This is a genomic window from Kitasatospora sp. NPDC033851, assembly GCF_055576085.1.
The window spans coordinates 702,907-719,890 of the sequence record NZ_JBVIRL010000001.1; the positions used below are offsets into that span (position 1 = coordinate 702,907).

A 16,984-nucleotide genomic window follows, 5' to 3' on the forward strand; every position below is an offset into this window, starting at 1 on the left:
CGCCCCACGACCAGGCGGGCCCACGACCAGGCGGGCCTCCCGACAAGGCGCGCCCCATTACAAGGCGCGATGGCGGCGACGGCTCGAAGCCGCGCCGCCACCGCGCCCGGGGCTGCACCGTTCGCAGCAATTCGCGGCTCACATCCGTGAGATCCGCAGGTACCGCTTGAGGTCCGGCAGGCTCTGCCAGACCAGTGCGCCGAGCCCCGCCAGCAGGGCCGTGCAGAACAGTTTCCTCAGCATGGTGTTGTCTCCCTCTCCGACTGTGTGGCCTCGTCCAGGACCCGCAGGACCACCTGGACCGCTTCCTCGACGGCGGCGGCGACGGGGGCGCTGAGCCCGATGCCCTCCTCCAGTGACTCCGGCTCGCAGCCGACCACCAGCACCCGCCCGGGCGGCTCGCCGCCGGTGCCGGCGGCGAGCGTGGCGAGCAGCGCCAGCACCGCGTCCGGTCCCATCCGGTGTCCGTCCAGGATCGGCGCCTCCAGCGGCTCGGCGGCCGCCTCGATGAGGTAGACCGTCCCGGGCGCCCCGCCGCGGCAGGTGGCGTCCACCAGGACGGCGGTCCGGTAGCCGTCGAGCAGCCGGTACGCCAGGTCCACGCCGCGCACGCCGATGTCGACCGTCTCGACGCCGTCCGGCAGCGGGTGCGCGGCCAGCCGCCGGACGGTCTCCACGCCGAACCCGTCGTCACCGAGGAAGATGTTGCCCACCCCGGCGACCAGGACCGTCCCGCCGCTCATGCGCCCACCCCGTCCCGGACGGCGCCGTCCGGGTCGGCGCCGTCCAGCGGGGTGACCTCGTCGGGCTGGAAGTAGCGGAACCGGCCCTGGGCCCGCCACAGGTCGGCGCCCGGGTCGTCCTCCAGCGTGACGGCCAGGTGCACCGAGCCGTCGACGTCGTGCAGCACCGCCTCCACCACGCCGGTGCGCCCGTCGAGGAAGAGGTCCTGGGCGTCGGTGCGCCGCCGTCCGGGCCGCAGCAGGACCCGGCTGCCCGCGCCGACCGACCGGCCGTCGACGAGCACCCGGTCCCGCTCGGGGTCGACTGCCGGATCACTGCCCGGGTCCCACCAGGGCTGCTCCGTGTCGGCATCGGCGCCGGTGAGGTCGCGCAGCCCGCGGATGGCGCCGTGCAGGCGCTCCAGCACCTCCGGTGGCATGGAGTCCGCCAGGTCGATCACGGCCGCGGCCCGCTCGTCGGTGCCCCGGGCCTCCCGCTTCTCCTCCTCGGTCAGGGCCGCCGTCCGCAGCGCCAGGATCTCGTCGATCTCGGTCGCGTCGTAGAGGGTGCCGAGGCTCTCCGGGGCGACGCGCGGGTGGTCCTCCAGGATGATCGGCGAGGACAGCACCACCCCGCGTTCGCCGTCCGGTCCGGCCAGGACGGGCCAGGTGTGCCGGCTGCGGCAGCCCTCGACGGCCGACCGGGCCCACTCGGGCGGGTCGGTGGCCGACACGAACCGGCCGTGCTCCAGCCCCAGCAGCAGGTGGGCGGAGACCAGGGAGCGCGGCAGCGCCTCCTCACGGCTCGCCCGCCGGGGCGGCACCCAGGCGGAGACGTTCTCCACCACCGCCTTCAGCCGCTGCGCCCGGTACGGGCCGGGCAGTTCCTCGATGGTCAACCGCACCAGGCCGTCGACCTGTTCGCGGCGCCGCACCAGCCGTCCGACGGCGGTGCCGTGCTCGCGGAGCAGCTCGGTCTCGCCGACGCCCGGCAGCCGGAACGCCCGCTGCACCCCCTCGCCGATCAACTCGTCGACGGGGAGCAGGAGCTCGATCCGCTCCTCGACGCCCTCGTCCCACTCCACGAGCACCCGGTCGGCGAGTTCCAGGCGTTCCACCGGCTCGAAGCCGCCGGAGTCGGTGGCCTGTTCGACGGTGCGCCGCTGGACCCGCAGGAAGCGCAGTTCGACGGCCAGCCGGTCCTCCCGACGTGCCTCCATGACGCACTCGGTGCGCTGGTGCGAGTGCTCGCCGCCCTGCGCGGTGTACTCGGGCGGCACCAGGACGCCGAACTGCCAGCGCAGCCGGTTCTTCGCCGCCGAGGCGCGGTACGGGTAGAGCACGTAGCCCTCCAGCAGCACCGCGTCGGCGATCTGCCTGGCGGCCGCGAAGCCGCGTTCGATCCCGGCCGGGAAGGCGCTCACCGGGCCACCTCCTCGATCGCGGCGGCCGTCAGCAGCTCACGCACGGTCGCCTCCCAGGAGGGCAGGGCCTGCCGGGAGCGGTAGGCCAGCAGCGCGTCCATCACCTCGTCGGGCAGGCGCAGCCAGCCGCAGCCGGGGAAGTGCTGGTCGATCGCCTCCCGCCAGACCCGTACCGGCATCCGCACCTGGGCCTCCTTGTCCCAGGGCACCGGGGTGACCTGGAAGCCGCCGGGGCCGGCGAAGGCGGTGCCGGAGAAGAGCAGCAGCAGGGGTACGTCCCCGCCGTCGAGCGCCCGGAAGTAGCGGGCGGAGGCCACCTCCAGGTCGTAGCTGCACGGCACGGCGAGGTCGGTCTCGGTCTCGCCGGTGAAGCCGGGCACCAGCAGCGGCACGGTGGCGAACTGGATCGGGTGGAGCGTGCTCGCCCAGCGCTGCCGCTCGCCGAACAGGTCGGTCAGCCGCTCGCCCTCCGGCTCGGCGTACGACCGGCGGCCGGGTTCGATCCGCAGCTGGCACCGGAGCACCAGGGCGTGCACCCGGGTGTCGGCCGGCGCGGTGATCCGCAGCCGGAACACCAGGGTCGGCACGGCCGCGTACGGGTCGGACCGCACGCCGGTGCAGGAGAAGCCGAGCGTCGTCATGCCGTCACCGTCGCGGGCAGCGGGCGGGCCCGGGCGGCCAACCGTTCGAAGAACGCGTCGAGTTCGGCTCGCGCCTCGGCCCCGCCGTCGAAGCCGTGCCAGCACCGCCGCAGCCGGCCGACCAGCTCGTAGCAGATGTCGATCGGCACCAGGAAGCACTCGACGCGCCGGTCGGTGCGGCGCAGCAGCAGCGCCTCGACGTCCGGTTCCAGAGCGGCGGCCAGCCGGCTGCCGCCGAGGGCGCGTTCCCAGGCTTCCTCGTCCACTTCGCTCTCGGTGGCGCCGGCCGGGCCGGGGTAGAACGCGAGCAGTTGGTCCAGGACGGCGTTGCGGAACAGGAACGCCGTGCCGACCGGGATGCCCAGGACCGACCAGGCCCGCTCGTCCAACCCGCCGTCCGGGTCGGCGAGGTAGCGGTCCGGTACGGTGCGGAAGCGCCCGCCGGCCGCGGCCGGCTGCTGGAACAGCAGGCCGCAGGCGGTGCAGGTGCACGCCAGCGCCCGTTCCTCGACGTCCACCAGGTGGCGGTGGCCGGCCGGCAGGTCCCGGCCGCAGAAACCGCACTGCTCGGGGCGCGGCGGCGCCGGCTCGCGCAGTCGGCGCAGCAGGGCGGTTCCGTCGCGGGAGATCCGGCGGGTGTTCATCGCGCCTCCGCGGTCTGCGGCGGGCGGGTGGCGATCTGCAGCAGTTGCGGGTCGCGGGCCAGCTCCAGGGCCGTCACCTCGGGGGCGTGGCAGGCCAGGACGGCCTCCACGTCGCCCTCCGCGCTGCCGCAGCCGGAGGCGGTCCGGCGCAGCCGCAGGACGCCGGTGCCCGGGTCGAAGCCGAGCACCTCGACCCGCTCGGGCAGGGTCGCGAGCGCCCGGTCGATCCGGGCGGTGACGGACTCGGGGTGCAGGTCGTGCAGGAGCAGCAGCCCGGCCACCGCCGGGTCGTCGAGCATCCGTTCCAGGGCGGGCGGGGGCAGCGCCGGGACGATCCTGGCCAGCCCCTGGCCGTAGAAGTCCATCAGGTCGCGGACCAGTTGCTCGCCCGCCTGCTCGGCTCCGCTGCCGGTCAGGGCGTCCAGGGCCTCCTGGATCCGCAGCCCGGTCTGTTCGGCCGTCATGCGGTGAGCCCGCTCAGGCCGGTGGGCACGTGCATGGTCTGTACGGTGCGCCCGCCGACGTACATGTGCACGCCGCAGGGCAGGCAGGGGTCGAAGCTGCGCACCGCGCGCATGATGTCGATGCCCTTGAAGTTCTCCGGGGAGTTCTCCTCGAAGATCGGGGTGTTCTGCACCGCGTCCTCGTACGGGCCGGGCGTGCCGTAGCTGTCGCGGACGCTGGCGTTCCACGGGGTGGGCGGGTACGGGTGGTAGTTGGCGATCTTGCCGTCGCGGATCACCATGTGGTGCGAGAGCACGCCGCGCACGGCCTCGGTGAATCCGCAGCCGATCGACTCGTCCGGCACTTCGAAGCGTTCCCAGGTCTGGCTGCGCCCGGCCCGGACCTCGTCGAGCGCCTTCTCGGCGAAGTGCAGGGCGGCGGCGGCCGCGTAGGCCTGGAAGTAGGTGCGGGCCCGGTTGCGTTCGAGGGCGTTGCTCCACTGCGGGATCTTCCACTCGAAGGTGACCTCGGGCTTGGTCATCGAGCGGGGCAGGTTGATCTGCACGCTGTGGCCGGTGGCCTTGATGTAGCCGATGTCGACCAGCCCGGACAGCGCGGTGGACCAGAGCCGGGCGATCGGGCCGCCGCCGGTGTCCAGGGCGAGGTGGTCCTTGCCGTCGAACCAGCGCGGGGACATCACCCAGCTGTACTTGTCGTCGAAGTTGCGCTTCTGCGGCTGCGGGATGGTGTGCTGGTTCCACGGGTGCCGGGGGTCGACCGGGTTGCCCAGCGGGTCGTGGGTGACGAAGAGTTCCTTGCCCTGCCAGTCCTCGTAGTAGGAGCTGCCGAGCAGGATCCGGATGCCGAGGTTGATCTGCGTCAGGTCGTTGGTGACGAGCTTGCCGTCCACGACGATGCCGGGGGTGACGAACATCCTGCGTCCCCAGTCCGTCATGTTGCGGTAGGTGAAGTCGCAGTGGTCCGGGTCGTTGAGGCTGCCCCAGCAGCCGAGCAGGATCCGCCGCCGGCCGACCTCCTCGTAGCCGGGCAGCGCCTGGTAGAAGAAGTCGAAGAGGTCGTCGTGCAGCGGCACGACCTTCTTCATGAACTCGACGTAGCGCATCAGCCGGGTGAGGTAGTCGGTGAACAGCTGCACGGTCGCGACCGTGCCGACGCCGCCAGGGTAGAGCGTGGAGGGGTGCACGTGGCGGCCCTCCATCAGGCAGAACATCTCCCGGGTGTACCGGCTGACCTGCAGCGCCTCGCGGTAGAACTCGCCCTCGATCGGGTTGAGCGAGCGCATGATGTCGGCGATCGTCTTGTACCCGTGGTCGCCCGCGTGCGGCGCCTCGGTGCGCTCGGCCAGTTCCAGCACGCCCGGGTTGGTCTCGCGGACCATCTTCTCGCAGTAGTCGACCCCGACCAGGTTCTCCTGGAAGATGTTGTGGTCGAACATGTACTCGGCGGCCTCGCCGAGGTTGATGATCCACTCGCCGAGGTGCGGGGGCTTCACCCCGTACGCCATGTTCTGGGTGTAGACCGAACAGGTGGCGTGGTTGTCGCCGCAGATCCCGCAGATCCGGCTGGTGATGAAGTGCGCGTCGCGTGGGTCCTTGCCGCGCATGAAGACGCTGTAGCCGCGGAAGACCGAGGAGGTGCTGTAGCATTCCGCGACGCGCTTCTGCTTGAAGTCGATCTTCGTGTGGATGCCGAGGCTGCCCACGATCCGGGTGATCGGGTCCCAGGACATCTCGGTCAGGCCGCTGCCGTCGCCGGCCGCCCTGGTCGTCGGTGTTGCCATCGTGTCTGTCGTGTCCTTCTCTGCAGGGGGCGGAGGCGTCGGCGACGGGCCGCACACCACGGGGGCGTGCGGCCCTTCGGCGTCACCAGGGCGGTCGGTAGCCCGTGGTCAGGTGGCGCCCGGTGTGGCGCCACTTCGGTTCCTTGTCGACGGTCTTCAGCGTGATCGCGCGCAGCCGGCGGACCACCGCGCCGTACGCGCTGCTGGCTCCGGTGGAGACGCGCGAGCCGGGCGGCGGGTCCATGAAGGGCATGAACTTGTCCGGGAAGCCCGGCATGGTGCAGGCGATGCAGATGCCGCCCACGTTCGGGCAGCCGCCGATGCCGTTGGTCCAGCCGCGTTTTGTGACGTTGCACTTGACGACCGGGCCCCAGCAGCCGAGCCGCACCAGGCACTCGGGAGTGCCGTAGTCGGTGGCGAACTGGCCCTGCTCGTAGTAGCCGCCTCGGTCGCAGCCCTCGTGGACGGTGGCGCCGAACAGCCAGGTCGGCCGCAGCTTGTCGTCCAGCGGGATCATCGGCGCCGAGCCGGCCAACTGGTACAGCAGGTAGGTGAGCGTCTCGGCGAAGTTGTCGGGCTGGATCGGGCAGCCCGGCACGCAGACGATCGGCAGCCCGGCCTTGGACTTCCAGTCCCAGCCCAGGTAGTCCGGCACGCCCATCGCACCGGTCGGGTTGCCGGCCATCGCGTGGATGCCGCCGTACGTGGCACAGGTGCCGATCGCGACCACGGCGGTCGCCTTGGGGGTGAGCCGGTCCAGCCACTCACTGGTGGTGATGGGCTGGCCGGTGGCGGGGTCGTCACCGAAGCCGCACCAGTAGCCCTCCTTCTTGATCTTCTCGTTGGGGATGGACCCCTCGACGACGAGGACGAACGGCTCGATCTCGCCGCGCTCGGCCTTGAAGAACCACTCGACGAAGTTGTCCGCGCCCTGGACCGGGCCGCACTCGAAGTCGATCAGCGGCCAGTGCACGGCGACCTTGGGCAGGCCGGGCAGCGCGCCGGTGACGATCTCCTCGATGCTGGGCTGCATCGCGGCGGTCAGCGAGACGGAGTCGCCGTCACAGCTGAGGCCGGCGTTGATCCAGAGAATGTGCACCACGTCGGTGTCGGTTGTTGCAGCACCCATGAGGATGCCTCCTCGGGGATGGGAGCCGGACGAAATGGCTCAAACACAGTCATAGCAACAGTCCGGACCGGCCGCCGTTCCACGGACCCGACGGGGTCACCCCCGGGAGCGCAAGGCGGCCGGGCCGTTCGGGTCACGTCTCGGCGAGGAGCCCTGCGGGGGCGGGGCGCTTGCGGACGAACGCGGACCGCAGCGCGTGGTACGGCGATTCGGGGGTGAAGAACTGCCGGTGCATCACCGCCAGCTCCTCCTCCCGGTAGGCGGCGAGCGGCTTGGCCGCCTCGTCGGCCTCGCGCGCGGCCTTCTTCCCCGCGATCCGCCGCTGGACGGCGGGCGAGGCGGCGAGCAGCCCGGCCAGGCGGGCCGCGACCGGCCCGAACTCCTGCGGCCCGCAGTCGACGACCCGGTCCACCAGGCCGATCCGCTCGGCCGACGCCGCGGACACCGGCAGCGCCTGCCGGGTCAGCCGCTCGGCCTGCGCCGGCCCCACCCGGCGCGGCAGGGTGTACGTCCAGTACTCCGACCCGTACAGCCCCATCAGCCGGTAGTGCGGGTTGAGGACGCAGCCCCGCCGGCACCACACCTCGTCCGCCGCCAGGGCGAGCATCGCCCCGCCGGCCGCCGCGTTCCCGCCCAGGGCGGCGACCACCAGCCGGTCGGTGGTGGCGAGCACCTCGGCGACCAGGTCGTCCATCGCGGTGATGTTGGCCCAGGACTCGGCGGCCGGGTCCGGCGCGGCCTCGATGACGTTGAGGTGGATGCCGTTGGAGAAGAAGTCCCGGCCGCCGCCGAGCACCAGCACCGAGGTCGGCCGGCGCAGCGCGAAGCGGTAGGCGTCCAGCAGGCGGCGGCAGTGGTCGGTGGACATCGCGCCCCCGGGGAAGGAGAAGCGCAGGAAGCCCACCGGGCCCTCCTCGCGGTACTCCAGGTCCGTCCACGTGGACCGCCCGCCCGCGCCCGTCATCAGCGGCGCCGCCACCTCCGGCAGCGCGGGCAGCAGGGCGCCGAGCGCCGTCACCGCCGGGAGCTTGACGGTCGCGCGCCCGCCGGGCGGGCGCCGGCGCCGGAGTTCCGGGATCCACACCGCGCCGTCCGCGGTGGCCCGGCACACCGCCCCGGCCCGGGTGGCGATCAGCTCGCCCGGGCGGCCGCGCAGCAGCGGCTCCGGGTGCCCGCCGTGCAGGTACCACTCGTCGTCGCCCAGCGTGTCGAGCACCCCGGGCTGGGAGTCCGCCGCGCGGAGCTTGCGCAGGACCGTGGCGGTGGGGTCGGCCGCCCAGTCGATCCGGCGCTCCGCCTGGCGCAGGAAGGGGCGCACCCGCACCGGCTCCCGCCAGGACGGGCCGTGCTGCGGCTGCGGCGCGTACGAGCCGGAGGCGAAACGCTCGACGGCGGCCAGCACGGCCCGGACGGCGGCGTCGGAGACCTCGTTGCGGTACAGGTCGCTCTTCCCGAGCCCGGGCAGTCGGCAGGGCTCCCGGGCCCAGACCGGCCCGGCGTCCATCTCCGCCTCGGCCTGCAGCACCGTCACGCCCCAGTCGGCGGCGCCCTCCTGGATCGCCCGGTCGAGGGAGGAGGGGCCCCGGTCGCCGGGCGGGCCGGGATGGACGACCAGGCAGGTCAGCGCCGACCAGACGTCCTCGGGGATCGCGGTGCGCAGCATGGGCGCCAGCAGCAGGTCCGGCGACCGGCGGCGGATCGACGCCCGCAGTTCCTCGTCGTCCCCGGCGAGCAGGACGTCCACGGTGTGCCGCCGGTCCCGCAGTTCGGCGTGGAGGCGCTGGCTGAGGCTGTTGAAGGCGCTGGCGAGGAGCAGGATCCGCATGTCTGCCTCCGGGGGTGCGGGCGGCCGGGAACCCGGCGATCATCACCCCCGGTCCGACGGACCCCCGGCCGGTGCGGCATGCCGCGCCGCCCGTTCACCCGTGCGGCGGTCACCCGCGGGGGCCGGCCTGCGGCGGTCACCGCGCGGGTGTCAGCGGCCGGCGGTCACCGTGCGGGGGTGAAGTCCGGCAGGCGGTCCAGGCTCTCGGCGACGGCGGCGAAGCCGTACTCGAGCATCTGCTGCTCGTACTGCTCGACGGCGTCCGGGAGTTCGGCCGCGCCCCGCTGGACGGCGGTGAGCGTGCGGGCGAGCAGGGCGGCGTCGCGCAGGGCCGTGTTGGCGCCCTGGCCGCCGCTCGGCGGCATGGTGTGGATCGCGTCCCCGAGCAGGGTGACCCGGCGAGTGCCGCTCCAGTGCGGTACGGGCTCGGCGTAACGGACGGTCAGGGGGGAGCTGTTGACGACGTCGGCCTGGCGGACGAGCTCGACGAGGTCCGGGTGCCAGCCGTCGAGCAGGTCCAGCAGGTCGCCCCGGACGGCCTCCCAGGGCCTCGGCCCGGCGGGAAGGTCGCCGGTCGGCATCACCACCCAGCGCAGGTAGCTCCCGGTGTCGGGCAGCCGGACGTCGGGCGCCAGCTCGGCGGCGGCGAGCCTCGGCGGCCGACGGAACTCCATCCGGCCGAGCAGCAGGCTCGCGCCGGTGCCGTGCACCACGGTGCCGAAGCCGGGGACGAGGGCGGCGAACCGCTCGGTGAGCGGGGTGCGTCCCAGGACGGCGCTGCCGGGGAGGGTGACCACCTCGGCCCCGGGCAGCAGTTGGCGGCGCACCGCCGAGCCCACGCCGTCCGCGCCCACGAGAAGGTCGCCGACCGCGCTGCTCCCGTCGCCAAGGTGCGCCTCGACCGTGCCGTCGGCCCGCTCGGTGTAGCCGACCACGGGCTTGCCGAACTCGACCCGGTCGCCGAGCCCGGCCAGCAGCAACTGGCGCAGCACGTACCGGTCGGCGGCCGTGCCCTCGTCCGCGGTGCCGAGCCGGCGGATCTCCTGCAACTGCTGGTCGACGACCCGTCGCTCGCCCGCCATCGGCCCGGAGACGGCCGCCAGCAGGGCGTGCAGCCGCTCCGGCAGGCACGCGTGCAGAGCCGCCAGGCCGTGCGCGTTCAGGGCGATCCGGAAGCCCTGGTAGCGGCTGTGCGGGCCGTCCTCCCGCTCGAGCACCCGGACGTCCACGCCCGCCCGCAGCAGTCCGTGCGCGAGGCAGAGCCCGCCGAGTCCGGCCCCGGCCACCAGTACCTTCATGTCCACTCCCCTGTTCGTCTCCCCGCCGGAGTCGATCTTGCCGCAGGGAGCCGACCCGGTGTCAGTGAGCTTTGTGGCCGGAACCGTATGACAAACGTCACCGCTTCGAACGTCACCGGCGACCTGCGGCGGAACGCGTGGCGCGGACGGGCCGTACCATGGCGGCCTCTGGAACGAGCGGTGGGACGAAAGGAACGGGACGTGCGCGGGGGCGAGCTGGTGGGCGGTCTGGGGCGACTGGTCGGGGCGGCGGCGGGAGCTGCCGCGGGAGCCGCGGCCGGGTTGGGCGAGGCCGGGCGGCAGGCCGTCCTGCGGGGCGGCCGGGCGGCCGCCGGCGGGCGGTGGGCGCTCACGGCCCTCGGCTCCGTCGAACGGCCGCCCGTTCCCGCCACCGAGCCGTGGAAGCTGTCGGTGGGCACCCTGATCGGCCGCCACCCCCGCACCCCGGCCGTGGTGCACAAGCTGCTCGGGCTCCTCGACGGCCTCGGCGCCGTCCACCTCGGGCCGTCGCAGGTCGGCTTCGACGGCGAGGAGATCGAGTGGGACAAGGTCGTCGAGATCCGCACCCGCAACGCCTTCGAGGTGCTGACCACCACCGCCCTGGAGCACGAGGTGGACCGGATCCGCGAGTTCCTGCCGCCGGTGCCCGGCCGCAAGTGGGTCGTCACCAGGGCCGGCGAGGCGCTGGCCACCGTCGTCCTCGCGGCCCTCGAACGCGGCTCGGTCGACCAGCGCCTGGACGAACTGACCGTCCCGGCCCGGATCGTCCACCGCGGTCTGCTGGGACGCCAGCGCACCCTGGACGCGGGCGTGTTCGCCGCCGCGACGCTCGTCGTCACCGCCCGGACCGGCGAGAGCCTGATCGCCACCGCCCGCAGCCGCGGTATCCCGGTCCTGCCCGCCGAACAGCTCGCCGAGCCCACCGACGCCGCCCGGGTCGCGGCCCTGCGGGAGCGCACCGACTCCGTCGCCCGGCTGCTGAACCGCATCGAGCAGAACGACCCGGAGCCGCCGGAGGTGGAGAGCACCCGGTCGCCGGCGGCGGAGGCCGCCCGGCCGCCGCTGTCGCTCGACAAAGCCGCGAGCGACAACGGCCGGGAGCCGCAGGCCCGTTGAGCTGCATGCTCATGGAGTAGCGGCGCCACCGGGCGCGGCCCGAGCGGGCCGTCAGTGGCCGCCGCGGGGCTCCTCGCAGCCGGTGCCGTCCGGGTAGCCCGCGAAGGCGTCCGCCGCGGTGGTGGCGCTGCTCATCGTGCCCTCCAGGCACAACGGGGTGGCGTCGACCAGGAAGCTGACGCCGGTCGGGCCGTTCGGGGCGACCTTCACCTTGGCGGCCGGGTAGCCGAGACCGGTGAGCAGACCACGGGTGCTGTCCGGAGCGAAGTCGCCCCGGGCGCGGAGGGGCTCGAGCGCGCCCTTGATCCGCCGCACGGCGTCCAGGCCGTCGCAGCGCCGCTGACCGTGCAGCGGGATGGGCACCTTGAAGCCGTGGTTCTCCGCGTAGTGGTCGACGGGCGCGGTGGCCTGGGCCGAGCCGCTCGCGGTCGGCGTCGGGGTCCTGGTCGGGGTCTCGCCGGGGCAGGGGAAGTCGGCCGCGAGGGTGGGCACCGCCGCCGTCGCGCCCCCCGCCCCCGTGCCGCCGGGCGCGTCCGCGTGCTTCGTCCCGCACCCCGCCGCCAGTACGGCCAGGGCCGCCACCGCCGGTATCCCGAGGCGCCCCCACCTGGTCCTGATCATCGTCATCCGGTGATCATGCCCCGGCGGCGGGCCCGGCGTCATCCCGGCCGGTCAGGCCCCGCGCCGATAATCCGGGCGGCCCGGAGCCTGCCTCGGCTAGGCTCCGGGCCCATGACCTGGCTGCCTGCCGATTTCGTCCACCCCGTCCACGTGCCGCTCCCCGGTGGCAGCCACCACCTGCGCCCGATCGCCGGGACCGACACCGAGCTCGACTACCCCGCCGTGATGGGCTCCCGCGAGCGCCTCTGGTCGATCTACGGCGAGGCCTGGGGCTGGCCCATCGCCACCATGACCTACCAGCAGGACCTCGACGACCTGGTCCGGCACGAGCGGGAGATCGCCGCCCACGAGTCGTTCAACTACGCGCTGTTCGACGAGGCGGAGACGGCCCTGCTCGGCTGCGTCTACATCGACCCGCCCCAGAAGGCCGGCTCCGACGCCGAGATCTCCTGGTGGGTGGTGGACGACCGGGTCGGCACCGAGCTGGAGCGGGCGCTGGACGCGCTCGTCCCCCGGTGGATCACCGACGCGTGGCCGTTCCGCCGGCCCTGCCTCATCGGCCACGAGGTCTCCTGGCAGGAGTGGCTGGCCCGGCCCGCGGCCGCCCGCGCCTGAGCCGACGGCCGCGCACTCGCGGCCGGGCGCCGGGCTCCGGGCGGCCGGGCGGCCGGGCGGCGGGGGAAGTACCCATGCCTGCACGGACGTTGTGAAAGTTTCGCGGACCCGGACTGTACCGGGGGGCACCGGGTAGGCGCCGGACGGGGCGCCCGCCCGAGCGGGGCGGCGCGTCCGGACCTTAGGAGGGTCGTTCGATGCAGATGCCCGCCCACTCGATGCCCGTCACCTTCCCCGACAGCCCACTGCCCGACGTCCCGGTCACCGCCGAGCTGCGGTTCGACCCGGACCTGCCGTACGCGGCATGCCTGGCGTTCCCGCTGACCCCGTGCGAGTGCGTGACCGTGGACGCCCAGGTGTGCTGGTACTTCAGCCGCGAGCTGCTGAACGAGGGCCGGCACGCCCCCGCCGGCAGCGGTGACGTCAGTGTGAGCCCGGGGCCCGACGGTGAGGTGCTCATCACTCTGCGGGGGCCTTCCGGAAAGGCCGTCCTCAGCGCCCCCGCCGCCGAGGTATCGGCCTTCCTCTCGGACTCCTTCTCCCTGGTGCCCGCCGGATCGGAGTCCGAGCACCTCGACGTCGACGCCGCGCTCGCCTTGCTGCTCCCGGGCGACTGACCGGAGCCCGCCCGGCGCCGCCGGAGGACCGCGCGTGTTCCGCCGTCGGAGTGATCTGCCGCCGGGCGCCACGGGACCCGCAGCTCTCGGCCGCCCCGCGCGGAGCACCTCCCACTAGGTTGCCTGCGTGGAGGCAACCAAGGCTTCGAACGGGCGCGAGCCGTCCGCCGGTGAACGTGTCGCGACCCGGCTGGACGGGCGGCTGCCGGTCATGGAGGCGGGCCGGGAACTGCTGCGCAAGGTGTTCCCGGACCACTGGTCGTTCCTGCTGGGCGAACTCGCGCTGTACAGCTTCGTCGTCCTGCTGCTGACCGGCGTCTACCTGACCTTCTTCTTCGACCCGAGCATGAGCGAGGTCGTCTACGACGGCGCCTACCTGCCGCTGCGCGGCGTCCCCGTGTCCGAGGCGTACGCGTCGACGCTGCGCATCAGCTTCGAGGTGCGCGGTGGTCTGGTGATCCGTCAGATCCACCACTGGTCGGCACTGTTGTTCGCCTCGGCGATCGGCGTGCACCTGCTGCGGGTGTTCTTCACCGGGGCCTTCCGCCGTCCGCGCGAGCTCAACTGGGTCATCGGGGTGACGCTGTTCAACCTCGCGCTGCTCGAGGGGTTCTCCGGCTACTCGCTGCCGGACGACACCCTCTCGGGCACCGGGCTGAGGATCGCCGAGGGCGTGCTGCTCTCGGTGCCGCTGGTCGGCACCTACCTCACCTTCTTCGCCTTCGGCGGCGAGTTCCCCGGCCACGACATCATCCCCCGGCTGTTCACCCTGCACATCCTCCTCGTGCCCGGCCTGTTGCTGGCCCTGATCGGGGCCCATCTGACGCTCGTGGTGGTGCTCAAGCACACCCAGTGGGCCGCCCCCGGCCGCACCAACCGGAATGTCGTCGGGATGCCCTTCTTCCCCCAGTTCCTCACCCGTACGGTGGGCCTGACCTTCGCGGTGGCCGGCGTCATGGCGCTGTCCGCCTTCCTCGCGGAGATCAACCCGATCTGGCGCTACGCCTCCTACCGGCCCGACGTGGCCGCGGCCGGAGCCCAACCGGACTGGTACATCGGGTTCATCGAGGGCGCCCTGCGGCTGATGCCCGCCGCGGAGACCGACCTGTTCGGGCGCACGGTGTCGTGGAACGTCTTCCTCCCGGCCCTGGTGGTGCCCGGCCTGCTCTTCGCGGTCCTGTACGCCTACCCCTTCGCCGAACGCTGGCTCGACCCCGACCGCGGCGAGCACCACCTGTGCGACCGCCCGCGCAACAAGCCCACCCGCACCGGGCTGGGCGTCGCCGGGATCACCGCCTACGCGGTGCTGCTGATCGCCGGCGGCAACGACGTGATCGCGTACGCCTTCGGCATCTCCGTCAACGCGCTCACGGACGTGCTGCGGGCAGGGCTGATCGTGCTGCCACCCGCGGCGTTCCTGCTCACCCGGCGGCTCTGCCTGGCCCTCCAGGCCCATGACCGCGACCGGCTGCTGAAGGGCGACGAGACCGGCCGGATCGACCAGCGCCACGACGGCGGCTTCACCGGCCACCACCGCCCCGTGCCCGCGGACGAGCGGTTCGTGCTGCTGGCCCGGTCCACGCCGGACCCGCTCCCCGCCCCGGACGGGGCGCCGCGCCACGAACACGTGCGCGCCGCCGCGAGCTCCTGGTTCTACCGCGACCGGGTCGAACTCCCGGCCACCGAAGGGGAGTCGGAGCGCCTCGCAGGTGTCCTCACCGCCCCCTCGCACCCCGCCGGACCGGCGGACCGGCCGACCGGCCCGCCGGAAACCGGCCCGGTCCGCCGGCTGCTCCGCGGCCTCATCCGTCGCCGTCGTCGTCGTACTGGAAGATGAACCCGAACACGGCGAACGCGAGCACCACGGCACCGGTGACGATCAGCCAGCGGGCGAAGACCAGGCCGAGGACGAAGACCGTCAGGCCGAGCGCCGTCAGCGCCGGGTAGCCGCTGCGGGCCGGGAAGAACCCCACCGGGCCCGTCGCCTCGGCGATCTCGGCGTCCTTGCGGTCCTGCGGCCGTCCGCCGCCCCGCCGCTGGTGCTGGAGGAACCAGAACAGCGCGATCAGACCCGACATCAGGAACGCCACCGCCAGGATCGCCTTGCCGGCGGGCTCCCGCGCCCAGAACCCGTAGATCAGCCCGGTCACCGCGAAGAACACCGTCATGACGGCGAACAGCCAGCCCTCCGCCTTCATCGCCCGCTCCCCCGCTCGCCCGTACGGCCGGACGACCGGCCGGAGGCTCCGCCCGACGACTCCTCCGTCGGCACCTCCGGATGGTGCAGGTCGAAGGCCGGCGACTCGGAGCGGATCCGGGGCAGCGCGTGGAAGTTGTGCTTCGGCGGAGGGCAGGAGGTGGCCCACTCCAGCCCGCGGCCCCAGCCCCACGGGTCGTCCTCGGTGACCCGGGCGCCGTGCCGGGTGGTGGTCCAGACGTTGTAGAAGAACGGCAGGTTGGAGACCCCGAGCAGGAAGGAGCCGATCGAGGCGCACACGTTCAGCGCCGTGAAGTCGTCCACCGCCAGGTAGGTCGCGTAACGGCGCGGCATCCCCTGGGCGCCCAGCCAGTGCATCACCAGGAAGGTGGTCTGGAACCCGACGAACAGGATCCAGAAGTGCACCTTCCCGAGCTTCTCGTCGAGCATCTTCCCGGTCAGCTTCGGCCACCAGAAGTAGAAGCCGCCGAAGGTGGCGAACACCACCGTGCCGAACAGCACGTAGTGGAGATGGGCCACCACGAAGTAGCTGTCGGTGACGTGGAAGTCGATCGGCGGCGCGGCCAGCAGCACTCCGCTCAACCCGCCGAACAGGAAGGTCACCATGAAGCCGATCGACCAGAGCATCGGGGTCTCGAAGGACAGCGAGCCGTTCCACATCGTCCCGACCCAGTTGAAGAACTTCACCCCGGTCGGCACGGCGATGAGGAACGACATCATCGAGAAGAACGGCAGCAGCACCTGGCCCGTCGCGAACATGTGGTGCGCCCACACCGTCATCGACAGGGCGGTGATGGCGATGGTCGCACCGATCATGCCGTAGTAGCCGAACAGCGGTTTGCGGCTGAACACCGGGATGATCTCGCTGACGATGCCGAAGAACGGGATCGCGACGATGTAGACCTCGGGGTGGCCGAAGAACCAGAAGAGGTGCTGCCACAGGATCGCCCCGCCGTTGGCCGCGTCGAAGGCGTGCGCGCCGAACTTCCGGTCCGCCTCCAGACAGAGCAGCGCGGCCGTCAGCACCGGGAAGGCCAGCAGCACCATGATCGAGGTGAACAGCACGTTCCAGGTGAAGACCGGCATCCGGAAGAGCGTCATGCCGGGCGCCCGCAGGCAGGTGATGGTGGTGATGAAGTTGACCGAGCCCAGGATCGTGCCGAGGCCGGCCACGACCAGGCCGAACGCCCACAGGTCTCCCCCCTGCCCCGGCGAGAACAGCGGCCCGTTCAGCGGCGCGTAGGCGAACCAGCCGAAGGCGGGCGCGCCCTGGGAGGTGAGGAAGCCGCTCAGGACCATCAGCCCGCCGAGCAGGAAGGCCCAGTAGGTGAAGGCGTTCAGCCGGGGGAAGGCGACGTCCGGCGCCCCGATCTGCAGCGGCATGATCGCGTTGGCGAACCCGGCGAAGGTCGGGGTGGCGAACAGCAGCAGCATGATCGTGCCGTGCATGGTGAACATCTGGTTGTAGCGCTCGTTCGACAGGATCCCGGTGTCCGGCCCCATCAGTTGAGCGCGCATCAGCAACGCCAGCACGCCGCCGACCAGGAAGAAGCCGAACGCCGTCGCCAGGTAGAGGTTCCCGATGACCTTGTGGTCGGTGGTGAACAGCCAGCGCAGCAGCGTGCTGCCCCGACGGACCCGGGCCTGGGTACGACGCGACGCGGTGGACGTGGCGCTCATGGAACCTCCGCAGCGGAGCCGACGACGCCCCCGGTGGCGTCGCCGACACCCTCCGCGCGAGCCGGAGGGCCCGCCCCGGCGCGCCATCGCCGACCCTAGCGGCGGCCGTCCGACCGGCCGGGGCGCCACGCGGTGCGGCGCCCCGGGTCGAGCGGCGTCCCGGGTCGAGCGGCGTCCCGGTCCGGGCGG

Annotated in this window: 17 protein-coding genes; 4 read left to right on the top strand and 13 right to left on the bottom strand. The window is 73.0% G+C overall.

Annotated elements, in window-relative coordinates:
- Positions 1 to 138: 138 nt before the first annotated feature.
- From ACZ51D_RS02650 to ACZ51D_RS02695, 10 genes are all read right to left on the bottom strand, one after another.
- Complete coding sequence (locus ACZ51D_RS02650; protein ID WP_396287881.1) at positions 139 to 243, bottom strand: DUF6893 family small protein; 105 nt, start codon at positions 241 to 243, stop codon at positions 139 to 141.
- Positions 237 to 743 carry a hydrogenase maturation protease gene (locus tag ACZ51D_RS02655; protein WP_465619495.1) on the bottom strand — a complete coding sequence of 169 codons (507 nt, stop codon included), beginning with the start codon at positions 741 to 743 and terminating at the stop codon, positions 237 to 239. The genes ACZ51D_RS02650 and ACZ51D_RS02655 overlap by 7 nt, the downstream gene beginning before the upstream one ends.
- The gene (locus ACZ51D_RS02660) at positions 740 to 2,146 is read right to left on the bottom strand and encodes a hypothetical protein (RefSeq protein WP_465660949.1); all 1,407 of its coding nucleotides are present in this window, start codon (positions 2,144 to 2,146) and stop codon (positions 740 to 742) included. Before ACZ51D_RS02660 ends, ACZ51D_RS02655 begins: the two co-directional genes overlap by 4 nt.
- On the bottom strand, positions 2,143 to 2,787 hold the full coding sequence (locus tag ACZ51D_RS02665; RefSeq protein WP_360491021.1) for a DUF6084 family protein: 645 nt from the start codon (positions 2,785 to 2,787) through the stop codon (positions 2,143 to 2,145). The genes ACZ51D_RS02660 and ACZ51D_RS02665 overlap by 4 nt, the downstream gene beginning before the upstream one ends.
- Positions 2,784 to 3,431, bottom strand: a complete 648-nt coding sequence (locus tag ACZ51D_RS02670) for a DUF5947 family protein (protein ID WP_360491024.1) — start codon at positions 3,429 to 3,431, stop codon at positions 2,784 to 2,786. Before ACZ51D_RS02670 ends, ACZ51D_RS02665 begins: the two co-directional genes overlap by 4 nt.
- On the bottom strand, positions 3,428 to 3,895 hold the full coding sequence (locus ACZ51D_RS02675) for a thioredoxin (RefSeq protein ID WP_465619500.1): 468 nt from the start codon (positions 3,893 to 3,895) through the stop codon (positions 3,428 to 3,430). The genes ACZ51D_RS02670 and ACZ51D_RS02675 overlap by 4 nt, the downstream gene beginning before the upstream one ends.
- Positions 3,892 to 5,676 carry a nickel-dependent hydrogenase large subunit gene (locus ACZ51D_RS02680; RefSeq protein ID WP_360491030.1) on the bottom strand — a complete coding sequence of 595 codons (1,785 nt, stop codon included), beginning with the start codon at positions 5,674 to 5,676 and terminating at the stop codon, positions 3,892 to 3,894. The genes ACZ51D_RS02675 and ACZ51D_RS02680 overlap by 4 nt, the downstream gene beginning before the upstream one ends.
- A gap of 82 nt (positions 5,677 to 5,758) precedes the next feature.
- On the bottom strand, positions 5,759 to 6,805 hold the full coding sequence (locus tag ACZ51D_RS02685; protein ID WP_465619502.1) for an NADH-quinone oxidoreductase subunit B family protein: 1,047 nt from the start codon (positions 6,803 to 6,805) through the stop codon (positions 5,759 to 5,761).
- A gap of 133 nt (positions 6,806 to 6,938) precedes the next feature.
- Complete coding sequence (locus tag ACZ51D_RS02690; RefSeq protein ID WP_465660951.1) at positions 6,939 to 8,630, bottom strand: hydrogenase maturation protein; 1,692 nt, start codon at positions 8,628 to 8,630, stop codon at positions 6,939 to 6,941.
- 164 nt (positions 8,631 to 8,794) lie between these two features.
- Positions 8,795 to 9,928 (bottom strand): FAD-dependent oxidoreductase, encoded by a 1,134-nt coding sequence (locus tag ACZ51D_RS02695; protein ID WP_360491039.1) that lies wholly within the window; start codon positions 9,926 to 9,928, stop codon positions 8,795 to 8,797.
- 201 nt (positions 9,929 to 10,129) lie between these two features.
- Here ACZ51D_RS02695 and ACZ51D_RS02700 point away from each other — a divergent pair, with 201 nt between their 5' ends.
- Positions 10,130 to 11,044 (top strand): hypothetical protein, encoded by a 915-nt coding sequence (locus ACZ51D_RS02700; RefSeq protein ID WP_465660953.1) that lies wholly within the window; start codon positions 10,130 to 10,132, stop codon positions 11,042 to 11,044.
- 51 nt (positions 11,045 to 11,095) lie between these two features.
- Here the strand turns inward: ACZ51D_RS02700 and ACZ51D_RS02705 are convergent, their stop codons facing one another.
- Positions 11,096 to 11,671 (bottom strand): hypothetical protein, encoded by a 576-nt coding sequence (locus ACZ51D_RS02705; RefSeq protein ID WP_465619508.1) that lies wholly within the window; start codon positions 11,669 to 11,671, stop codon positions 11,096 to 11,098.
- Between the two features lie 105 nt (positions 11,672 to 11,776).
- On the opposite strand from ACZ51D_RS02705, the gene ACZ51D_RS02710 reads away from it, so the two are divergent.
- The 3 genes from ACZ51D_RS02710 (at position 11,777) to qcrB (ending at position 14,734) form a co-directional block, all read left to right on the top strand.
- Complete coding sequence (locus ACZ51D_RS02710; RefSeq protein WP_465619510.1) at positions 11,777 to 12,280, top strand: N-acetyltransferase; 504 nt, start codon at positions 11,777 to 11,779, stop codon at positions 12,278 to 12,280.
- A gap of 197 nt (positions 12,281 to 12,477) precedes the next feature.
- Positions 12,478 to 12,897, top strand: coding sequence for an SsgA family sporulation/cell division regulator (locus ACZ51D_RS02715; protein WP_465619512.1), 420 nt, complete (start codon positions 12,478 to 12,480; stop codon positions 12,895 to 12,897).
- A 127-nt stretch (positions 12,898 to 13,024) separates the two neighbouring features.
- Positions 13,025 to 14,734, top strand: a complete 1,710-nt coding sequence (qcrB, locus tag ACZ51D_RS02720; RefSeq protein WP_465660955.1) for a cytochrome bc1 complex cytochrome b subunit — start codon at positions 13,025 to 13,027, stop codon at positions 14,732 to 14,734.
- Here qcrB and ctaF read toward each other — a convergent pair.
- On the bottom strand, positions 14,700 to 15,095 hold the full coding sequence (ctaF, locus tag ACZ51D_RS02725) for an aa3-type cytochrome oxidase subunit IV (protein ID WP_465619516.1): 396 nt from the start codon (positions 15,093 to 15,095) through the stop codon (positions 14,700 to 14,702). The genes qcrB and ctaF overlap by 35 nt on opposite strands.
- Positions 15,092 to 16,795: an aa3-type cytochrome oxidase subunit I gene (gene ctaD / locus ACZ51D_RS02730; RefSeq protein ID WP_465619518.1), complete on the bottom strand. Its 1,704-nt coding sequence runs from the start codon at positions 16,793 to 16,795 to the stop codon at positions 15,092 to 15,094. Before ctaD ends, ctaF begins: the two co-directional genes overlap by 4 nt.
- Positions 16,796 to 16,984 lie beyond the last annotated feature (189 nt).

What these genes read in the sequence shown, in the direction of transcription:
- ACZ51D_RS02710 (WP_465619510.1), top strand. Translation starts at nt 11,777, where the DNA reads ATGACCTGGCTGCCTGCCGATTTCGTCCACCCCGTCCACGTGCCGCTC.
- ACZ51D_RS02670 (WP_360491024.1), bottom strand. Translation starts at nt 3,431, where the DNA reads ATGAACACCCGCCGGATCTCCCGCGACGGAACCGCCCTGCTGCGCCGA.
- ACZ51D_RS02690 (WP_465660951.1), bottom strand. Translation starts at nt 8,630, where the DNA reads ATGCGGATCCTGCTCCTCGCCAGCGCCTTCAACAGCCTCAGCCAGCGC.
- ACZ51D_RS02675 (WP_465619500.1), bottom strand. Translation starts at nt 3,895, where the DNA reads ATGACGGCCGAACAGACCGGGCTGCGGATCCAGGAGGCCCTGGACGCC.
- ctaF (WP_465619516.1), bottom strand. Translation starts at nt 15,095, where the DNA reads ATGAAGGCGGAGGGCTGGCTGTTCGCCGTCATGACGGTGTTCTTCGCG.
- ACZ51D_RS02695 (WP_360491039.1), bottom strand. Translation starts at nt 9,928, where the DNA reads ATGAAGGTACTGGTGGCCGGGGCCGGACTCGGCGGGCTCTGCCTCGCG.
- ACZ51D_RS02650 (WP_396287881.1), bottom strand. Translation starts at nt 243, where the DNA reads ATGCTGAGGAAACTGTTCTGCACGGCCCTGCTGGCGGGGCTCGGCGCA.
- ACZ51D_RS02665 (WP_360491021.1), bottom strand. Translation starts at nt 2,787, where the DNA reads ATGACGACGCTCGGCTTCTCCTGCACCGGCGTGCGGTCCGACCCGTAC.
- ACZ51D_RS02715 (WP_465619512.1), top strand. Translation starts at nt 12,478, where the DNA reads ATGCAGATGCCCGCCCACTCGATGCCCGTCACCTTCCCCGACAGCCCA.
- ACZ51D_RS02655 (WP_465619495.1), bottom strand. Translation starts at nt 743, where the DNA reads ATGAGCGGCGGGACGGTCCTGGTCGCCGGGGTGGGCAACATCTTCCTC.
- ACZ51D_RS02680 (WP_360491030.1), bottom strand. Translation starts at nt 5,676, where the DNA reads ATGGCAACACCGACGACCAGGGCGGCCGGCGACGGCAGCGGCCTGACC.
- ACZ51D_RS02685 (WP_465619502.1), bottom strand. Translation starts at nt 6,805, where the DNA reads ATGGGTGCTGCAACAACCGACACCGACGTGGTGCACATTCTCTGGATC.
- ctaD (WP_465619518.1), bottom strand. Translation starts at nt 16,795, where the DNA reads ATGAGCGCCACGTCCACCGCGTCGCGTCGTACCCAGGCCCGGGTCCGT.
- ACZ51D_RS02705 (WP_465619508.1), bottom strand. Translation starts at nt 11,671, where the DNA reads ATGACGATGATCAGGACCAGGTGGGGGCGCCTCGGGATACCGGCGGTG.